Annotated in this window: 17 protein-coding genes; 13 read left to right on the top strand and 4 right to left on the bottom strand. The window is 68.2% G+C overall.

Features of this window, described 5'->3' with window-relative positions:
• Positions 1-5: 5 nt before the first annotated feature.
• Positions 6-1796 (bottom strand): potassium-transporting ATPase subunit KdpA, encoded by a 1791-nt coding sequence (kdpA, locus tag LPC04_RS20200; protein WP_275684084.1) that lies wholly within the window; start codon positions 1794-1796, stop codon positions 6-8.
• The gene (gene kdpF, locus LPC04_RS20205) at positions 1793-1885 is read right to left on the bottom strand and encodes a K(+)-transporting ATPase subunit F (RefSeq protein WP_275684085.1); all 93 of its coding nucleotides are present in this window, start codon (positions 1883-1885) and stop codon (positions 1793-1795) included. The genes kdpA and kdpF overlap by 4 nt, the downstream gene beginning before the upstream one ends.
• Positions 1886-2201: 316 nt before the next feature.
• On the opposite strand from kdpF, the gene LPC04_RS20210 reads away from it, so the two are divergent.
• The 7 genes from LPC04_RS20210 (at position 2202) to LPC04_RS20240 (ending at position 9340) form a co-directional block, all read left to right on the top strand.
• The gene (locus LPC04_RS20210) at positions 2202-2744 is read left to right on the top strand and encodes a GNAT family N-acetyltransferase (protein WP_275684086.1); all 543 of its coding nucleotides are present in this window, start codon (positions 2202-2204) and stop codon (positions 2742-2744) included.
• Positions 2745-3640: 896 nt separating this feature from the next.
• On the top strand, positions 3641-5368 hold the full coding sequence (gene pilB, locus LPC04_RS20215) for a type IV-A pilus assembly ATPase PilB (protein WP_275684087.1): 1728 nt from the start codon (positions 3641-3643) through the stop codon (positions 5366-5368).
• 82 nt (positions 5369-5450) lie between these two features.
• On the top strand, positions 5451-6671 hold the full coding sequence (locus tag LPC04_RS20220; RefSeq protein WP_275684088.1) for a type II secretion system F family protein: 1221 nt from the start codon (positions 5451-5453) through the stop codon (positions 6669-6671).
• 3 nt (positions 6672-6674) lie between these two features.
• Positions 6675-7619, top strand: a complete 945-nt coding sequence (locus LPC04_RS20225) for a prepilin peptidase (RefSeq protein ID WP_275684089.1) — start codon at positions 6675-6677, stop codon at positions 7617-7619.
• Complete coding sequence (gene coaE, locus LPC04_RS20230; RefSeq protein ID WP_275684090.1) at positions 7592-8221, top strand: dephospho-CoA kinase; 630 nt, start codon at positions 7592-7594, stop codon at positions 8219-8221. Before LPC04_RS20225 ends, coaE begins: the two co-directional genes overlap by 28 nt.
• A gap of 122 nt (positions 8222-8343) precedes the next feature.
• Positions 8344-9099, top strand: a complete 756-nt coding sequence (gene zapD, locus LPC04_RS20235) for a cell division protein ZapD (protein ID WP_275684091.1) — start codon at positions 8344-8346, stop codon at positions 9097-9099.
• 22 nt (positions 9100-9121) lie between these two features.
• A complete protein-coding gene (locus tag LPC04_RS20240) occupies positions 9122-9340 on the top strand; it encodes a DNA gyrase inhibitor YacG (protein WP_275684092.1) in 219 nt (72 codons plus the stop codon).
• Positions 9341-9385: 45 nt separating this feature from the next.
• On the opposite strand, the gene LPC04_RS20245 is transcribed toward LPC04_RS20240, so the two are convergent.
• A complete protein-coding gene (locus LPC04_RS20245) occupies positions 9386-10582 on the bottom strand; it encodes a CaiB/BaiF CoA transferase family protein (protein ID WP_275684093.1) in 1197 nt (398 codons plus the stop codon).
• Position 10583: 1 nt separating this feature from the next.
• Positions 10584-11765 carry an acyl-CoA dehydrogenase gene (locus tag LPC04_RS20250; protein WP_275684094.1) on the bottom strand — a complete coding sequence of 394 codons (1182 nt, stop codon included), beginning with the start codon at positions 11763-11765 and terminating at the stop codon, positions 10584-10586.
• Positions 11766-11899: 134 nt separating this feature from the next.
• Between LPC04_RS20250 and LPC04_RS20255 the strand changes: the two genes are divergently transcribed.
• The 6 genes from LPC04_RS20255 to LPC04_RS20280 all read left to right on the top strand — a co-directional run bounded on the left by LPC04_RS20255 (position 11900) and on the right by LPC04_RS20280 (position 17558).
• Positions 11900-12793, top strand: coding sequence for a LysR family transcriptional regulator (locus LPC04_RS20255; protein ID WP_275684095.1), 894 nt, complete (start codon positions 11900-11902; stop codon positions 12791-12793).
• Positions 12794-12880: 87 nt separating this feature from the next.
• Positions 12881-13657 carry a ferredoxin--NADP reductase gene (locus LPC04_RS20260; protein WP_275684096.1) on the top strand — a complete coding sequence of 259 codons (777 nt, stop codon included), beginning with the start codon at positions 12881-12883 and terminating at the stop codon, positions 13655-13657.
• Between the two features lie 118 nt (positions 13658-13775).
• Complete coding sequence (locus LPC04_RS20265; RefSeq protein WP_275684097.1) at positions 13776-14129, top strand: DUF2946 family protein; 354 nt, start codon at positions 13776-13778, stop codon at positions 14127-14129.
• 166 nt (positions 14130-14295) lie between these two features.
• Positions 14296-15810 (top strand): hypothetical protein, encoded by a 1515-nt coding sequence (locus tag LPC04_RS20270; protein ID WP_275684098.1) that lies wholly within the window; start codon positions 14296-14298, stop codon positions 15808-15810.
• Positions 15811-15835: 25 nt separating this feature from the next.
• The gene (locus LPC04_RS20275) at positions 15836-16750 is read left to right on the top strand and encodes a metal ABC transporter substrate-binding protein (RefSeq protein ID WP_275684099.1); all 915 of its coding nucleotides are present in this window, start codon (positions 15836-15838) and stop codon (positions 16748-16750) included.
• A gap of 13 nt (positions 16751-16763) precedes the next feature.
• Positions 16764-17558, top strand: a complete 795-nt coding sequence (locus LPC04_RS20280) for a metal ABC transporter permease (RefSeq protein WP_275684100.1) — start codon at positions 16764-16766, stop codon at positions 17556-17558.
• Positions 17559-17571: the final 13 nt, after the last annotated feature.

A 17571-nucleotide genomic window follows, 5' to 3' on the forward strand; every position in this document is an offset into this window, starting at 1 on the left:
TGAGCTCACTTCCAGAGCACGAGGTGCTCGATCACGGGGCCGAGCGCCAGCGCCGGAACGTAGTTCAGCAGGCCCACGAGCAGCACCACGCCGATCAGCAGCGAGATGAACAGCGCGCCGTGCGTGGGCATCGTGCCCTCCGTGGCGGCGATGCGCTTCTTGGCGGCCATCGACCCGGCGATCGCCAGCACGGGCACGATCACGCCGAAGCGGCCGAACCACATCGCGATGGCCAGCATGATGTTGTAGAACGGCGTGTTGGCCGAGATGCCGCCGAAGGCGCTGCCGTTGTTGTTGGCCGCGGACGTGAAGGCGTACAGGATCTCGGAGTAGCCATGCGCGCCCGGGTTGGCGATGCCGGCCTTGCCCGCGTCGGTCATGACCGCGATGGCCGTTCCCGCCAGCACCAGCAGCGGCGTGACGAGGATGGCGATGGACGTCATCTTCATCTCGTAGGACTCGATCTTCTTGCCGAGGTATTCCGGCGTGCGGCCGATCATCAGTCCGGCGATGAACACCGCGAGGATCGCGAAGATCAGCATGCCGTAGAGACCGGTGCCCACGCCGCCGAACACGACCTCGCCCAGTTGCATGTTCACGAGCGGAACCATGCCGCCGAGCGGCGTGAACGAGTCGTGCCACGAATTGATGGCACCGCAGGACGCATCGGTCGTGATGGTGGCGAACAGGCCCGATTCGGCGATGCCGAAGCGCGTCTCCTTGCCTTCCATGTTGCCGCCCGGCTGCGTCGCCGTCATGGACTGGTCGACGCCCAGCGCGGCGAACTGCGGGTTGCCCTGCTGCTCGAACGTCATTGCCGCGACCGCCCCGACCGCGAACAGCACGAACATGGCGATGTAGATCGTCCAGCCCTGGCGCCTGTCGGACACCATGCTGCCGAACGCGAAGCACAGGCCGCCCGGGATCAGGAAGATCACGAGCATCTGCACGAAGTTCGTCAGCGCGGTCGGATTCTCGTACGGATGCGCGGAGTTGGCGTTGAAGAAGCCGCCGCCATTGGTGCCGAGCATCTTGATCGCCTCCTGCGAAGCGACAGGACCCATGGCGATGGTCTGGTGGTCGGAGGACTTGTCTTCCATCACCGGCGCGCCCTTGGCGTCCTTCAGCGGCTGGCCGTCGGTACCCAGCCTGGGCTCCTGCCACTTGTTGACCTCGACCGTCTGCACATCCTTGTAGGCGTCGAAGTTCTGCACGACGCCTTGCTGCACGAAGAAGATGGCCAGCACGAACGAGATGGGCAGCAGGATCCACATCGTCACGCGTGTCAGGTCGACCCATGCGTTGCCGATGCCCTTGATCGAGTGGCGCGCGAAGCCGCGGATCAGCGCGATCACGACGGCAATGCCGGTGGCCGCCGAGAAGAAGTTCTGCACGGCCAGCGCGAGCATCTGCGTGAGGTAGCTCATCGCCTGCTCGCCGCTGTAGCCCTGCCAGTTCGTGTTGGTCACGAAGCTGATGGCCGTGTTGAACGACGAGTCCGGCGAGATGTTGGCCATCGCCTGCGGGTTCAGCGGCAGCCAGACCTGCAGGCGTTGCAGCGCGTAGACCGCGAGCACGCCCAGGCCGTTGAACAGCAGGATGGCCAGCGCGTACTGCAGCCAGCCCATGTCGACGTCGGCCTTGACGCCGCAGACGCGGTAGAGGCCCGTCTCGATCCGGGCCAGCAGCCCGAACTTTCCTTCCATCACGTTGGCGATGTAGCGCCCCGTGGGAATGGCCAGCGCCAACAGCACGACGCTGTAGGCCGCCAGCAGAATCCATGAATGGCTGGTCACGAGAACTTCTCCGGTTGCAGCAACGCGATGACGAGATAGACCAGCAGGCCCACCGACACCACCCCACCCAGAACGTAGAGCCAGGTCATTTCTTTCCCCCGGCGAGCAACGCGCAACCACGCGCCATTCCGGCGATCAGCAGCCAGAAGACGACAGCGAGCACGACATAAACGACATCCATGGGACGCCCTCCTGAACAAGACAGGAGGACTGTAGAAATTCGCGCGTCAAGATGTCGGTAAATTTCCGGCCTCGCGCATAAAGATCGCGTAAATGGAAACGGCTCCATTCGACCGGGCGCCCATTGCGATTTCTCTATGCCCGAGCCCCGAAACTACACGCAATCTTTAGGGCGGCCTTGATCAAATCGAGCCTGGCTTCACTTCGGCGCAGCAGCCCATCGAGATGATCGATTTCGCAATACGTCGCCTGCGGTCGGGCGATTCCCTCGAGGAACTGACACGGCTTCTTCATCGCGCGTTCAACGAGCTGGCGCTACGCGGCCTCGATTGCCAGTGCGCCAGCCAATCCGTCGCGCGGACGCGCGAGCGGGTCGAACGAGGCGAATGTTTCATCGCGGTCAGCGGCGCCCAGGTCATCGGCACCGTCACGCTCGAGAGCGTGGATCGCCACTCCAGCATCCCGACCTACCGCGACCCGGGGACCGCCAGCGTGCATCAACTGGCCGTCGACCCGGCGAGGCAAGGCGCGGGCGTCGGACGCGCCTTGATCGCGCACGCCACGGCCTGGGCGCGAGCGCGACGCCATGGCCGCCTTGCGCTGGACACGCCCGAGGGCGCCGTGCGCCAGCTGGCGTGGTATTTCGATCGCGGCTTCGACATCGTCGAGACGGCCCATGTCCCGGGCCGCCGTTACGCGAGCGTGGTCCTCGCGAAGCCACTCGCGCCGGGCGCCGGGATCGCAGGCGCGGCCTCGGCGAGCCCTTGAGCTTGGGCGAGGCCGCGGCCAGCGCCTGCGGCACGGTCTCGGGGCCGCCCCGGGTCCACCGGCACGCGCCTGGCAGGTAGACGATCCTTTCGCAACTCTCCGCCATCAGCGTGATCTTGTCGGCTGCCTGCGCCGGGGGAACGAAGCCAGCATGGCGCCCAGCGAAAGGCGTGGCAGCGCTTTGTCTCTGGTGGTCATGGTCCGTCGTCCTGTCGTGAGTGAGTCTTGTCGGTGATCTGGGAGGAAGGTCAGGCCGCGCGCCTGACAGCAGGGTGAATGAACCCTGAAGGGCAAATAATCCGGGACGGACGGTGCGAGCCCATGCAGATGCCCCGCGGGACGGGATCGACAAGCGCGCGGAGCTGGATTTGCTTGCGGTCGCCAGATCTCGAGAATCGGGGCCGGATGAAACCCCGTCCGTGGCGGATCTCCCTCAGGAAACAAATACCCTGGCAGCCCGCGGCTCGCTGCGGATATTCGGGCAGGCGACGCGATCCTCGGCACGGGTGGCGCCACGCGGGCGGTGCTCGGGTTGGCCGTCGCCGGGGGTCGATGGCGGGCAGATTCCGCAGCCGGCCGTGATATCCTGCGGCCTGACCAGATCATGAAGCGACGCCGACTCGGGTCGGCGACCGCCTCCGCGCGGAGCTTCATGCGCCGGCACCACCAGACAAAGGAGCCCTCGGGCTCCTTTTGTCGTTTCAACCGTCGAGTTACGTTCTGAATCCAATTTCATTGGATTCCGCGAATTAACTGACGATTCAAGAAGCTTTTGACGCTGGCGAGAAACGAGCGGGTTATCGTAGGCTTATCGCGATTTACTTCACCTTTTTCATCGGCGATGATCGCCTTCTGGCGCCGTCGCGCGCTCTCCACACCCCTGCGGCTCCTCGACGATGGCAGTTGACACTTTCCTCGACGCACCACAAACCAACCTCTCGGGGGTGGCACGCATTCTCGTGCGCGCGGGTCGCATCGAAGCCAAGGCCGCCGAGGATCTGACCAAGGCGGCGCACGACAAGCGCAGCTCCTTCGTGGCGCAGCTCATCGAATCCAACACGATGAAGCCGCTGGCGCTGGCGCATGCGCTGTCGACGGCGCTGGCCGTGCCGCTGCTGGACCTGGACGCGGTCGATCCGAAGCTGCTGCCGCAAGGCATCGTCGACGCCAAGCTGGTCTCGCAATACCGCATCTTCCCGCTCGGCAAGCGGGGCGGCCGCCTGTTCATCGCCTGCGCCGACCCGACCGACCAGGAAGCCGTCGAACGCATCAAGTTCGCCACCCAGCTCGCGCCCGAGTGGATCGTCGTCGAATACGACAAGCTGATGCGCCTGGTGACCAACCAGGAGACCACGACCACGCAGTCGATGGAGGCGCTGGTCTCGTCCGACTTCGAGTTCGAGGTCACCGACGAGGATCCGGCCTCCAAGGAAGAAAAGGCCGACGTCTCGAGCGAAGTCGAGGACGCGCCGGTCGTCAAGTTCCTGCACAAGATGCTGATCGACGCGATCAACCTGCGTGCGTCCGACCTGCACTTCGAGCCCTACGAATTCAACTACCGCGTGCGCTTCCGCGTCGACGGCGAACTGCGCGAGATCACGCAGCCGCCGGTCGCCATCAAGGAAAAGCTGGCCTCGCGCATCAAGGTCATCTCGCGGCTCGACATCTCCGAGAAGCGCGTCCCGCAGGACGGCCGGATGAAGCTGAAGTTCGGCTCCAAGACGATCGACTTCCGGGTCAGCACGCTGCCCACGCTGTACGGCGAGAAGATCGTGATCCGTATTCTCGACCCGTCCAGCGCCCGGCTGGGCATCGAGGCGCTGGGCTACGAGGCGCCCGAGAAGGAACGCCTGCTCTCGGCCATCGTGCGGCCGTACGGCATGGTGCTGGTCACCGGCCCGACCGGTAGCGGCAAGACGGTGTCGCTGTACACGTGCCTGAACATGCTGAACCAGCCGGGCGTGAACATCTCGACCGTCGAGGATCCGGCCGAAATCAACATGCCGGGCGTCAACCAGGTCAACGTCAACGACAAGGCGGGGCTGAACTTCGCCGCCGCGCTCAAGTCCTTCCTGCGCCAGGATCCGGACGTCATCATGGTCGGCGAGATCCGCGACCTCGAGACCGCCGACATCGCCATCAAGGCCGCGCAGACGGGCCACATGGTGCTGTCCACGCTGCACACGAACGACGCACCCACCACGCTCACGCGCCTGCAGAACATGGGCGTCGCGCCGTTCAACATCGCGTCGTCGATCCTGCTGATCACCGCCCAGCGCCTGGTGCGCCGGCTGTGCGAGAGCTGCAAGGTGCCGGCCGACTACCCGCGCCCATCGCTGCTGCGCGCCGGCTACACCGAGGAACAGCTGGACGACACCTGGCGCCCCTACCGCGCGGTGGGCTGCAGCAATTGCAACAACGGCTATCGCGGCCGGGTCGGCATCTACCAGGTGATGCCCATCACCGACGAGATGCAGCAGGTGATCCTGAAGCAGGGCAACGCCACCGACATCGCCAAGTGCGCGGCCAGGGACAACGTCCGCACGCTGCGCGAATCCGGGCTGGTGAAGGTCAAGATCGGCGTGACGACGCTCGAGGAAGTCATTTCCGCCACGAACGAATGAGTCGCTTACAAGTCGAACTCACACCACGCCTTCTCCAAGGCAGAATCGCGCAACCATGCCCGACAGGGCGGTTGGAGGACTGATGGCTACTGCAATGGCGGCGAAGAGCGCCCCGGATTTCATCTTCGAGTGGGAGGGCAAGGACCGCAGCGGCAAGCTCGTGCGCGGCGAATTGCGCGCGGGCGGCGAAGCGGCGGTCAGTGCCAGCATGCGCCGCCAGGGCATCATGGTCACGAAGGTGAAGAAGCGCCGGCTGAGCGGCGGCAAGTCCATCAAGCAGAAGGACATCGCCATCTTCACGCGCCAGCTGTCCACGATGATGAAGGCCGGCGTGCCGCTGCTGCAGGCGTTCGACATCGTCGGCCGCGGCTCCACGAATCCGCGCATGACGCGCCTGCTCAACGAGATCCGAGGCGATGTCGAGACCGGCACCAGCCTGTCCTCCGCATTCCGCAAGCACCCGCAATACTTCGACGCGCTGTACTGCAACCTGGTCGAGGCCGGCGAGGCCGGCGGTATCCTGGAAGAGCTGCTGGCCCGCCTGGCGCTGTACCAGGAAAAGACCATCGCGATCAAGCAGAAGGTCAAGTCCGCGCTGATCTACCCGACGTCCGTCATCGTCGTCGCGTTCGGCGTGCTGTCGGTCATCATGATCTTCGTGATCCCGTCGTTCAAGGAAGTGTTCACCTCCTTCGGCGCCGAATTGCCCGCGCCCACGCTGGTCGTGATGGCGATGAGCGACTACTTCATCCACTACTGGTGGCTGATCTTCGGCGTGATCTTCGGCGGCGGCTACATGTTCATCCAGACATGGAAGCGCTCCGAGAAGATGCAGTTCTTCATGGACCGCGCGCTGCTGAAGGCGCCCATCTTCGGCGACCTGGTGATGAAGTCGGTCGTGGCGCGCTGGACGCGCACGCTGTCGACGATGTTCGCCGCCGGCGTGCCGCTGGTCGAGGCGCTCGACTCCGTCGGCGGCACCTCCGGCAACCTCGTCTTCGCGCAGGCCACGCAGCAGATCCAGCGCGACGTCGCGGCCGGCTCGGCGCTGACCACCGCGATGACCAGCGCCAACGTGTTCCCGACGATGGTGCTGCAGATGTCGGCGATCGGCGAGGAGTCCGGCGCGCTCGACGACATGCTGGCGCGCGCCGCCGAGTTCTACGAAGAGGAAGTGGACGAGATGGTCAAGGGCCTGTCCACGCTGATGGAGCCGATCATCATCGTCGTGCTGGGCACGCTGATCGGCGGCATCGTCGTGTCGATGTACCTGCCCATCTTCAAGATCGGCCAAGTGGTCTGAGCGTTGGACGCGATCCTCTCCGACCCGTGGGTGCTCTGCGGGTCGCCCGTCGCCCTCGGCATCCTCGGTCTGCTGATCGGCAGCTTCCTCAACGTCGTGGTGTATCGCAAGCCGATCATCATGATGCGCGAGTGGCTGCTCGACACCGGCGGCATGCTGGGCGAGGGCGAAGTCTGGAAGACGGTCTTCGGCAAGCCGCAGCCGGCTGAGTTGACCGAGGCCGGCAGGACGATCGACGCGCACCTCGAGGTGCTGACGCCGCTCGGCCTGGCCACGCCGCGCTCGCGCTGCGGCGCCTGCGGACACCCGATCCGCTGGTACGAGAACATCCCGATCGTGAGCTGGATCGCGCTGCGCGCGAAGTGCTCGGCCTGCGGCACGCCGATCTCCGTGCGCTACCCGCTCGTCGAAGCCGCCACCGGCGCGCTGTTCGCGCTGGCGGCGTGGAAGTTCGGGCCGCATCCGGCGACGCTCGCGTGGTGCGCGGCGCTCGCGCTGCTGGCCTCGATGGCGCTGATCGACCTCGACACCAAGTACCTGCCCGACGACCTCAACTACCCGCTGCTGTGGCTCGGCCTGGTCGCGGCCGCGCTCGACTGGACGATCCCGCTGCATACCGCCGTGTGGGGCGCGGTCGCCGGCTTCCTCCCGCTGTGGCTGATCTCCAAGGGCTACGGCCTGCTGCGCGGCGTCGACGGCATGGGCGGCGGCGACCTCAAGCTGCTGGCGGCTCTCGGCGTCTGGCTCGGCTGGCATGCCATCCTGCCGATCATCCTGCTGTCGTCCATCGTCGGCCTGCTCGTCAACCTGCCCGTGATGCTGCTGTCGGGGCATGGGCGCGACCATCGCTATCCGTTCGGGCCGTTCCTGATCGGCGCCGGGCTGATCGTGATCTTCACCGGCGCCGACACCCTGCTCGCATGGGCGAACATCGTTCTCCCGGACTGACGCCCGGCCTGAGGATCGGCCTGACCGGTGGCATCGGCTCCGGCAAGAGCACGGTCGCGCGACGCCTCGCCGCGCTCGGCGCCCTGGTGGTCGACACCGACGCCGTCGCCCACGCGCTGACCGCGCCCGGCGGCGCCGCGGTTCTCGCGATCGCCGCCGCGTTCGGCCCGGACATGATCGCCGCCGACGGTGCGATGGACCGCGCGCGGATGCGCGCCCTCGTCTTCGGGCAGCCGGCGCAGCGCCAGCGCCTCGAGGCCATCCTGCATCCGATGATCGGAGAGGCCACGCGCGCGCAGGCGTCCCGCGCACGCGCGGGACAGGCCATCGTCTTCGACGTGCCGCTGCTGACCGAATCGGGCACCTGGCGTGCGCGCGTGGATCGCGTGCTGGTCGTCGACTGCGCCGAGGCCACGCAGGTCGCGCGTGTCGTGCAGCGCTCCGGCTGGACCGCCGACGCGGTCGAACGCACGATCGCCCAGCAGGCCTCGCGCGCGCAGCGGCGCGCCATCGCCGACGCGGTGATCGTCAACGAAGACCTCGAATTGGCGCAGTTGGACGCCGAAGTCGACGCGCTGTGGGGCCACTGGGTCGCCAAATGATGCGCGCCACTGTCGCGTTCTTGTAGGACAAAGCTGCAGATTGCGCGCACGAACACCTTTGGGGGAGCGAAGGTCGTAACGCGTGTGAAACAATCGCGTTCACTGCCGAACCAGAGAACGCCTTGGTCCTATACGAATATCCGTTCAACGAAGGCATCCGCACGATGCTTCGCCTCGAACACCTGTTCGACCGCATGGCCGGCCTGATCGCCCGCGACGACCCGGTCGACCACCACTACGCGCTGGCCTCGATGTTCGAGATCATGGACGTCGCCGCGCGCGCCGACCTCAAGTCCGATGTGCTCAAGGAGCTGGATCGCCACAAGCAGCAGCTGATGAGCTATCGCGGCAACCCGGCCATCTCGGAGGCCGTGCTCGACGACGTCATCACGCGCATCGACGTGGCGTTCAAGGATCTCAACGAATCGCCCGGCAAGGCCGGCCAGGCGCTGACGGCCAACGAGTGGCTGATGAGCATCCGCAGCCGCATCGGCATCCCGGGCGGCACCTGCGCGTTCGACCTGCCCGCCTACTACGCGTGGCAGCAGCACCCGGCCGAGCAGCGCCGCGCCGACCTCGTGCGCTGGACGGATACCCTGGCGCCGCTGTCGATCTCGCTGCACCTGCTGCTGGGCCTGCTGCGCGAATCCGGCGTGCCGCACAAGGTGGTGGCCAACGGCGGCCAGTACCAGCAGAGCCTGCCCACGGCGCGCACCTACCACCTGCTGCGCGTCAAGCTGCCGCTGGAGGCCGACCTGGTGCCGGAGATCAGCGGCCACCGGTTGATGGTATCGATCCGCCTGATGAAGGCCGACGCCGAGGGCCGGCTGAGGCCCGTGACCGAGGACTGCGCGTTCGAACTGGCGCTCTGCGCCTGAGACCCTGGCAAGAGACGAAGACATGAGTGCGTCCGCAATTCCCCCCGGCCTTCAAGGGCCCGAGCGCGACATCACCTGCCCGGCCTGTCGCAAGCCCTGCAAGTACGGCCCGTCGAACGAGGCACGCCCGTTCTGCAGCCTGCGCTGCCGCAACGGCGACTTCGGCGCCTGGGCGACCGAGAGCTACCGCGTGCCGGCGGCGCCGGATCCGACGGCGGAACAGGATTCGGAAGGCGACTAGGCATCGGCGCGACGGGCGGTCGCCGAACGCGCCCGGCCGCTGCTGTTAGGCGTCGACGCCCAGCCACTCCCGCAACACCTCCGCCGTGTGCTCGCCCAGCATCGGCGGCCCGCGGTCATAGGCCACCGGCGAGGCCGACATCCGGATCGGATTGGCCACGCCCGGCACCGTGCCCGCCATCGTGTGTGGCAGGGTGATGCGCAGGCCGCGCGCGATCACCTGGGGGTCGGCGAAGACCTCGTCGAGCCGGTTGATCGGCCCGCAGGGCACGCCGGCCGATTCGAGCGCGACGATCCACTCGTGCGTCGTGCGCATCACGGTCGCCTGGCGCAGCAGCGGGATCAGCTCGGCGCGGTGCTTCACGCGGGCCGCGTTGGTCGCGAAGCGCTCGTCGCGCGACCACTCGGACTTGCCCGCGACCTCGCAGAACTTCCCGAACTGGCCGTCGTTGCCGACCGCAAGGATCATGTCGCCGTCGGCGGTCGGGAAATCCTGGTACGGCACGATGTTCGGGTGCGCGTTGCCCATGCGGCGCGGGGTCATCCCGCCGATCAGATGGTTGGCGGTCTGGTTGGCCAGGCAGGCGACCTGCACGTCCAGCAGCGCGAGGTCGATGTGCTGGCCCTCGCCGGTGCGGTCGCGGTGCGCGAGCGCGGCCAGCACGCCGACCGTCGCATACAGGCCGGTGAGGATGTCGGTCAGCGCGACGCCCACCTTCTGCGGGCCGGCGCCCTCTTCACCGTCGGCGCGGCCGGTGACGCTCATCAGCCCGCCCATGCCCTGGATCAGGAAGTCGTAGCCGGCGCGCTGGGCGTACGGGCCCGTCTGGCCGAAGCCGGTGATCGAGCAGTAGACGAGGCCGGGCTTCATCTTCAACAGGGTGGCGTGGTCGAGCCCGTATTGCTCGAGCCCGCCGACCTTGAAGTTCTCGAGGACGACGTCGGCCTCCATCGCAAGCCGCTTGACCAGCGCCTGGCCCTCGGGGTCGGCGATGTCGATGGTGACCGAGCGCTTGTTGCGGTTGGCGCAGAAGTAGTACGCGGCGTCGCGCGTCTGCTCGCCGGCCGCGTCCTTCAGCCACGGCGGGCCCCACGAACGCGTGTCGTCGCCGGCGCCGGGGCGCTCGACCTTGACGACGTCGGCACCCAGATCGGCCAGCAGTTGACCGCACCACGGGCCCGCGAGCACGCGCGACAGGTCGAGAACCTTGACGCCTTGCAGCGCGCGCGGCGACGTCGTCATGTCAGAAGGCCGCGATGCCGGTCATCGCACGGCCGAGGATCAGCGCGTGGATGTCGTGCGTGCCTTCGTAGGTGTTGACCACCTCGAGGTTGACCAGGTGGCGCGCGATGCCGAACTCGTCGGAGATGCCGTTGCCGCCCAGCATGTCGCGCGCGACGCGCGCGATGTCCAGCGACTTGCCGCAGGAGTTGCGCTTCATGATCGACGTGATCTCCACCGCGGCCGTGCCCTCGTCCTTCATGCGGCCCAGGCGCAGGCAGCCTTGCAGGCCCAGCGTGATCTCGGTCTGCATGTCGGCCAGCTTCTTCTGCACCAGCTGGTTGGCGGCGAGCGGCTTGCCGAATTGCTTGCGATCGAGCGTGTACTGGCGCGCGGTGTGCCAGCAGTCTTCCGCGGCGCCGAGCGCTCCCCAGGCGATGCCGTAGCGCGCCGAATTCAGGCAGGTGAACGGGCCCTTCAGGCCGCGCACGTCGGGGAAGGCGTTCTCTTCGGGGCAGAAGACGTCGTCCATCACGATCTCGCCGGTGATGGACGCGCGCAGGCCCACCTTGCCGTGGATCGCGGGCGCCGACAGGCCCTTCCAGCCCTTCTCCAGCACGAACCCGCGGATCGCGCCCTCGTCGTCCTTGGCCCAGACCACGAAGACATCGGCGACCGGCGAGTTGGTGATCCACATCTTGGCGCCGGTCAGCGAGTAGCCGCCATCGACCTTGCGCGCGCGCGTGACCATGCTGCCCGGGTCGGAGCCGTGGTTCGGCTCGGTCAGGCCGAAGCAGCCGATCCACTCGCCGGTGGCCAGCCTGGGCAGGTACTTCTGTTTCGTCGCCTCGTTGCCGAATTCGTTGATGGGCACCATCACCAGCGAGCTCTGCACGCTCATCATCGAGCGGTAGCCGGAGTCGACCCGCTCGACCTCGCGCGCGATCAGACCGTAGCTGACGTAGTTCAGGCCGGCGCCGCCGTACTGCTCGGGGATGGTCGGGCCCAGCAGGCCCAGTGCGCCCATCTCCGGGAAGATCGAGCTGTCCATCTTCTCGTGGCGGAAGGCCTCGAGCACGCGGGGCTTGAGCTTGTCCTGGCAGTAGGCGCGCGCCGAATCGACCACCATGCGCTCGTCGTCGGTCAGCTGTTCGGACAGCAGCAGCGGGTCATCCCAGTGGAAGCTGGCGCGGTTGGAGGTCATGGCGGGAGTCCTTGGACAGGCAATTGGAAGCGATGACGGGATGCGTCTTTCGCACGAATACGGCACTATAGGCGGCCGGATCGACCCGAACAACCGCTTTATCCGCACCGACCTGTGCACAATACGCACTCCGTATGAGACGCAAGCTCCCTTCCACCAGCGCGCTCGAGGCCTTCGAGGCCGCCGCGCGCCACCAGAGCTTCACCAAGGCCGCCGAGGAGCTGTCGGTGACGCAGAGCGCCGTCTGCCGCCAGATCGGCGCGCTGGAGACCTTCCTCGATGTCCGGCTGTTCCGCCGCACTCGCCGCGGCGTCATGCTGACCGAGGCCGGGCTGGACTACAGCCGCAGCGTGAGCGCCCGCCTCGACGAGGTCGAGCGGGACACGCTCGAGCTGATGGCGCGCGGCGGCCGCGGCAGCTCGCTGGAGCTGGCCGTCGTGCCCACCTTCGGCACGCGCTGGCTGTTGCCGCGCCTGCCGGCGTTCCAGCGCGCGCATCCGCACGTCGTCGTGCACCTGAGCTCGCGCACGCGGCCGTTCCTGTTCTCCGACACCCCGTTCGACGCCGCGATCCACGCCGGCGAGACCGGCTCCGCCGCCTGGCCCGGCACCGAGACGCGCTTCCTGATGACGGAGTCGCTGATCGCCGTCGCCAGTCCCGCCCTGGCCGCCGAACGCCCGCGCACCGCGGCCGACTGGGCCAGGCTGCCGCTGCTGCAGCAGTCGACCCGGCCGTATGCCTGGCGCCAGTTCTTCGACGGCCTGGGCCTGGTCGTGCCGCAGGCGATGGCCGGGCCGCGCATGGAGCTGTTCTCCATGCTCACCGAGGCCGCCGTGCACGGCATGGGCGTGGCGTTGGCGCCGCCGTTCTTCGTGCAGGAGGAGCTGGCGCAGGGGCGGCTGGTCGACATCGCGCCGCGGCCGGTGGGCGGACAGCGTGCCTATTCGCTGATCTACCCGGAGCACAAGGCCGAGTTGCCGGCGTTGCAGGCCTTCGCGGCGTGGTTGCAGGCCCAGGCCGCAGCCTAATTCCTAATCCGATTGAGCTTATCGGTTCGGCGAGGAAGGCCGCTCTGCGACAATAGCGGGTTTCCCCCGACCTGCCGACATCCGACCATGAGTGCCTTCAACGAAGAGCGCGTGCTGAGCGTGCATCACTGGACCGACCGCCTGTTCAGCTTCACCACCACGCGTGACGCCTCGCTGCGGTTCTCGAACGGGCACTTCACGATGATCGGCCTGCGCAAGGAGGACGGCAAGCCGCTGCTGCGCGCCTACTCGATCGCGAGCGCGAACTACGAGGAGCACCTCGAGTTCCTGTCGATCAAGGTGCCCGACGGCCCGCTCACTTCGCGCCTGCAGCACATCCAGGTCGGCGACACCATCATCGTCGGCCGCAAGCCCACCGGCACGCTGCTGATCGACTACCTGCTGCCGGCCAAGCGGCTCTACCTGCTGTCCACCGGCACCGGCGTCGCGCCGTTCCTCAGCATCATCCGCGACCCCGAGACCTACGAGCGCTTCGAGCAGGTCATCCTCGTGCACGGCACGCGCCAGGTCAACGAGCTGGCGTACCACGACTTCATCGACGAGCACCTGCCCAAGCACGAACTGCTGGGCGAGATCCTCAGCGGCAAGCTGCTGTATTACCCGACGGTCACGCGCGAGGCGTTCCGCAACACCGGCCGTGTCACCACGCTGCTGGAAAACGGTAAGCTCGCCGCCGACCTCGGCCTGCCGCCGCTGAACCCGGCCGAAGACCGCGTGATGATCTGCGGCAGCCCCGAGATGCTGCGCGACCTCAAGGCCATGATGGAAGCGCGCGGCTTCAACGAAGGCAACACGACGAAGCCGGGCGACTACGTCATCGAGCGCGCGTTCGTCGAACAGTAAGCGTCGCGCTGCGACGAAGAGGCGATTTCGAGGGCTGGGCGCCGGCGGTGCCCGGCCCTCGATGCGTTAAGCTTCTCGTTTCCCCGCGCAGGCCGCGTGCCGGCCCATCCGTTCGCCCATGTCGTTGCAAGCCCTTCGCCGCTGGATCGCGCGGCACCCGCTGTCGTGGGTGCTGGGCCTGGCGTTGGCGCTCGGCGGCGCGCAGTTCGCGGCCGCGGCGCACGAATACACGCACGTGGCCAGCGCCGCCGCGTCGTCGCACGACGACTCGCATGCGAACGCGACGCACGACTGCCCCACCTGCCTGCTCGCGGCCGCGCTCGGTGGTGCCGCGCCGGCACCTGCGGCCATCGTCCTGATCGCCCCGCGGGCCGACGCGCCCGCCCCGGCACGGATCGAGCGCGACTTCGCGCCGCGCGTCGTGGTGCCGTACGCGTCGCGCGCGCCGCCGGCGCCAGCCGTCACCGCCTGACGCCTGAACGCCGTTCGCCGCCTCGCGCGCGACGGTCGCATCGAACCCGCCCGGTTCGCTCACCCTGCACCCCGGCGCGCCGCCGCCACCGGCCGCGCGCCACGACGACTCCCCTGCCCGCCCGCGCGTCACGCGCGAGCGCGCGCGCGAGTCGGGAGATCCGTCCATGTCCGTCCACCCCCACGCCGCCGGCCGCGCGCCGGCGCCGTCCTTTCGACCGATCCGCCTCGTCGCCGCGCTCGCGCTGGCCGTGGGCCTGCAAAGCGCGGCGCTGGCCTCGCCGGCGAGCGACATCGCCGACCTGAAGAAGGCGCTCGCGGCGATGAAGTCCGACTACGACAAGCGCATCGGCGCGCTCGAGTCGCAGCTGCACGACACCCAGGCCGAGCTTGCCAAGGCCCGGTCCGCGAACGCCGCGGCGCCGGTGGCGACAGCGTCCGCGCCCGCGCCCGCGACCGCCGTCGCCGAAGGCCCCGCTTCGGTCGCCCCGATCGCGCCGCCGGCGACGGTGGCGGTCGACACGAGCGTCGCCGCGCCCACGGCCGAAGCCAGCGGCGGTGCGACCGCCTTCAACCCGCAGATCTCGCTGATCCTGTCGGGCACCTACGCGCACACCTCGCAGGATCCCGGCCAGGCGCGCATCACCGGCTTCGCGCTTCCGCCGGGCGCCGAGATCGGCGTCGGCTCGCGCGGCTTCTCGCTTGCCGAGTCCGAGCTCGCGCTGGCCGCCAACATCGATCCCTGGCTGGCCGGCAACATCAACCTGTCGATCACCGGCGACGACACCATCTCGGCCGAAGAGGCGTTCATCACGACGACCGCGCTGCCCAACGGCTTCGTGCTGAAGGCCGGCCGCTTCTTCTCGGGCATAGGCTACCTCAACAGCCAGCACAGCCACACCTGGGACTTCGTCGACAACCCGATCGCCTATCAAGCGATGCTGGGCACGCAGTACGCCGACGACGGCGTGCAGCTGCACTGGCTCGCGCCCACCGACCAGTACATGGAGTTCGGCCTCGAGGCCGGCCGGGGCCGCAGCTTCCCGGGCGACAACGCCAGCCGCAACGCGGCCGGCATGACGGCGTTCACCTTCCACACCGGCGGCGACATCGGCGACAGCATCTCGTGGCGCGGCGGCCTGTCGTTCCTGCAGACGCAGTCCAACGGCCAGACGCTGCTGTTCACCAACGCCGACGACCTCGGCGCCGCCGCCGGCTTCACCGGCCGCACGCGCGTGGCCATCGCCGACGGCGTCATGAAATGGGCGCCCAACGGCAACGCCACGCACACCTACTTCAAGCTGCAGGGCGAATACATCCAGAGCCGCCGCAGCGGCGACCTCTCGGGGCTGCCCGGCGTCGGGGAGAACTCGCTGCGCGAGATCCAGTCCGGCGGCTACATCCAGGGCGTCTACCAGTTCATGCCGATGTGGCGCGTGGGCCTGCGCACCGAGCGCCTCGATCCGGGCCACGCGAACTTCGGCGAGGCCGGCTTCCTCGGGCTCGCCGGCAACGGCTACCACCCGACCAAGAACTCGATCATGGTGGACTTCAGCGAGAGCGAGTTCGCCCGCTTCCGCCTGCAGTTCGCGCAGGACCGCACCCGCCAGGGCTTCGTCGACAACCAATTCCTGCTGCAGTACCAGACCGCGCTCGGCGCGCACGGTGCGCACGCGTACTGATCACCGCCTTCGAAGGAACGACCTCATGACCCCGTCTCTCAAGACCGCCGCAATGGCGGCGTTCGCACTGTCCGCCGCGCTCGCGCTGCCCGCCCACGCCGCCGTCAAGGTACTCGCCTGCGAACCCGAATGGGGCGCGCTGACGCAGGAGATCGGCGGCGACCTCGTCGACGTCGGCGTCGCCACCACCGCGATGCAGGATCCCCACCAGGTGCAGGCCAAGCCCAGCCTGATCTCGCGTGCGCGCAACGCCGACATGGTGGTGTGCACCGGCGCCGAACTCGAGATCGGCTGGCTGCCGGTGCTGCTGCAGCAGTCCGGCAACCCGCGGCTGCAGCCGGGCCAGCCGGGCAACTTCGCGGCCGCCGACTTCGTGCGCAAGCTCGACGTGCCCAAGCAGGTCGACCGCAACCAGGGCGACGTGCACCCGGACGGCAACCCGCACATCCAGACCGACCCGCGCAACATCGCGCTGGTGGCGACGGCCCTGACGGCGCGCCTCGCGCTGGTCGACCCCGCGCATGCGGCGCAGTACCAGCAGCGCGGCGCCGCGTTCTCGCAGAAGTGGCAGGCCAACCTGCAGCGCTGGGCCGCGCAGGCCAAGCCGCTGCGCGGCGTCGCGATCGCCGCGCACCACAAGGCCTACGCGTACATGGAGGACTGGCTGGGCCTGGCCGAGGTCGCGGTGCTCGAGCCGAAGCCGGGCGTCGAGCCGAGCGCGTCGCACCTCGAGGAAGTGCTGGAGACGCTGAAGACGCGTCCCGCGAAGATGGTCATCTACTCGGCCTACCAGGATCCCAAGCCCGACGAATGGCTCAGCGAGCACGCCCACATCCCCGCCGTGAAGATCGCGTTCACGGTCGGCGGCACCGACGGTGCCAAGGACCTGACCGGCCTGTTCGACGACACCGTCGCGCGCCTGCTGGCAGCGCTGAAGTGACGGAGCGATCGCGATGAACTGGAGCGCTCTCGACACCGGCATCCTCGGCCCGGCGCTGGTCGCCGGCCTGCTCGTCCTCATGACCCACGTCGCGCTCGGCGCGCGCGTCCTCGACAAGGGCATCGTCTTCATCGACCTGGCCATCGCGCAGATCGCCGGCCTGGGCGTGATCGGCGCCGACGCGCTGGGCCTGCCCGAGGGCGGCATCGCGGTGCAGGCCGCGGCGGTCACGGCGGCGCTGGCCGGCGCGTTGCTGCTGACGTGGACCGAGAAGATGTGGCCCGAGATCCAGGAGGCCCTCATCGGCGTGATGTTCGTGCTGGCGTCGTGCGCGGGCATCCTGATGCTGTCCAACAACCCGCACGGCGGCGAGCACCTGAAGGACCTGCTGGTCGGCCAGATCCTGTGGGTCGGCAAGACGCAGATCCTGTGGCTGGCGCTGGTGACCGTGGTGCTCGGTCTCGCGATGTTGACGGGGCTGGTCGAGCGGCTCGGGCGCTTCGGCTTCTATGCGACGTTCGCGATCGCGGTGACGGCGTCGGTGCAACTGGTCGGCGTCTATCTCGTCTTCACGAGCCTGATCGTTCCTGCGTTGGCGACGCGGGGCATGACGGGCCGTGCGCGGTTCATCGCGGGCTATGGCGTCGGCGCGGTGGGCTATGCGCTGGGTCTGGCGGTGTCGGCGTTGCTCGATCTGCCTTCGGGCGCCGTGATCGTGTGGGTGCTGGCGGCGACGGCGGTGGTGTTCGCCTTCGCCAAGGGACGCTTCGTGGCGGTCGCGCCGTCGAGGGCGCAGGCGCACGGCTGATCCGCGCGGCTCG

The organism is Scleromatobacter humisilvae (assembly GCF_023231945.1).
In the GTDB taxonomy this organism is placed as follows: domain Bacteria; phylum Pseudomonadota; class Gammaproteobacteria; order Burkholderiales; family Burkholderiaceae_C; genus Scleromatobacter; species Scleromatobacter humisilvae.

Bases quoted from the DNA above. Each gene is read 5' to 3' on its own strand.
- pilB (WP_275684087.1), top strand. From the start codon at position 3,641: ATGGCAGTTGACACTTTCCTCGACGCACCACAAACCAACCTCTCGGGG.
- LPC04_RS20275 (WP_275684099.1), top strand. From the start codon at position 15,836: ATGACCCCGTCTCTCAAGACCGCCGCAATGGCGGCGTTCGCACTGTCC.
- LPC04_RS20210 (WP_275684086.1), top strand. From the start codon at position 2,202: ATGATCGATTTCGCAATACGTCGCCTGCGGTCGGGCGATTCCCTCGAG.
- kdpF (WP_275684085.1), bottom strand. From the start codon at position 1,885: ATGACCTGGCTCTACGTTCTGGGTGGGGTGGTGTCGGTGGGCCTGCTG.
- LPC04_RS20265 (WP_275684097.1), top strand. From the start codon at position 13,776: ATGTCGTTGCAAGCCCTTCGCCGCTGGATCGCGCGGCACCCGCTGTCG.
- LPC04_RS20260 (WP_275684096.1), top strand. From the start codon at position 12,881: ATGAGTGCCTTCAACGAAGAGCGCGTGCTGAGCGTGCATCACTGGACC.
- LPC04_RS20270 (WP_275684098.1), top strand. From the start codon at position 14,296: ATGTCCGTCCACCCCCACGCCGCCGGCCGCGCGCCGGCGCCGTCCTTT.
- LPC04_RS20240 (WP_275684092.1), top strand. From the start codon at position 9,122: ATGAGTGCGTCCGCAATTCCCCCCGGCCTTCAAGGGCCCGAGCGCGAC.
- LPC04_RS20255 (WP_275684095.1), top strand. From the start codon at position 11,900: ATGAGACGCAAGCTCCCTTCCACCAGCGCGCTCGAGGCCTTCGAGGCC.
- LPC04_RS20250 (WP_275684094.1), bottom strand. From the start codon at position 11,765: ATGACCTCCAACCGCGCCAGCTTCCACTGGGATGACCCGCTGCTGCTG.
- LPC04_RS20220 (WP_275684088.1), top strand. From the start codon at position 5,451: ATGGCTACTGCAATGGCGGCGAAGAGCGCCCCGGATTTCATCTTCGAG.
- LPC04_RS20245 (WP_275684093.1), bottom strand. From the start codon at position 10,582: ATGACGACGTCGCCGCGCGCGCTGCAAGGCGTCAAGGTTCTCGACCTG.
- LPC04_RS20280 (WP_275684100.1), top strand. From the start codon at position 16,764: ATGAACTGGAGCGCTCTCGACACCGGCATCCTCGGCCCGGCGCTGGTC.
- coaE (WP_275684090.1), top strand. From the start codon at position 7,592: ATGGGCGAACATCGTTCTCCCGGACTGACGCCCGGCCTGAGGATCGGC.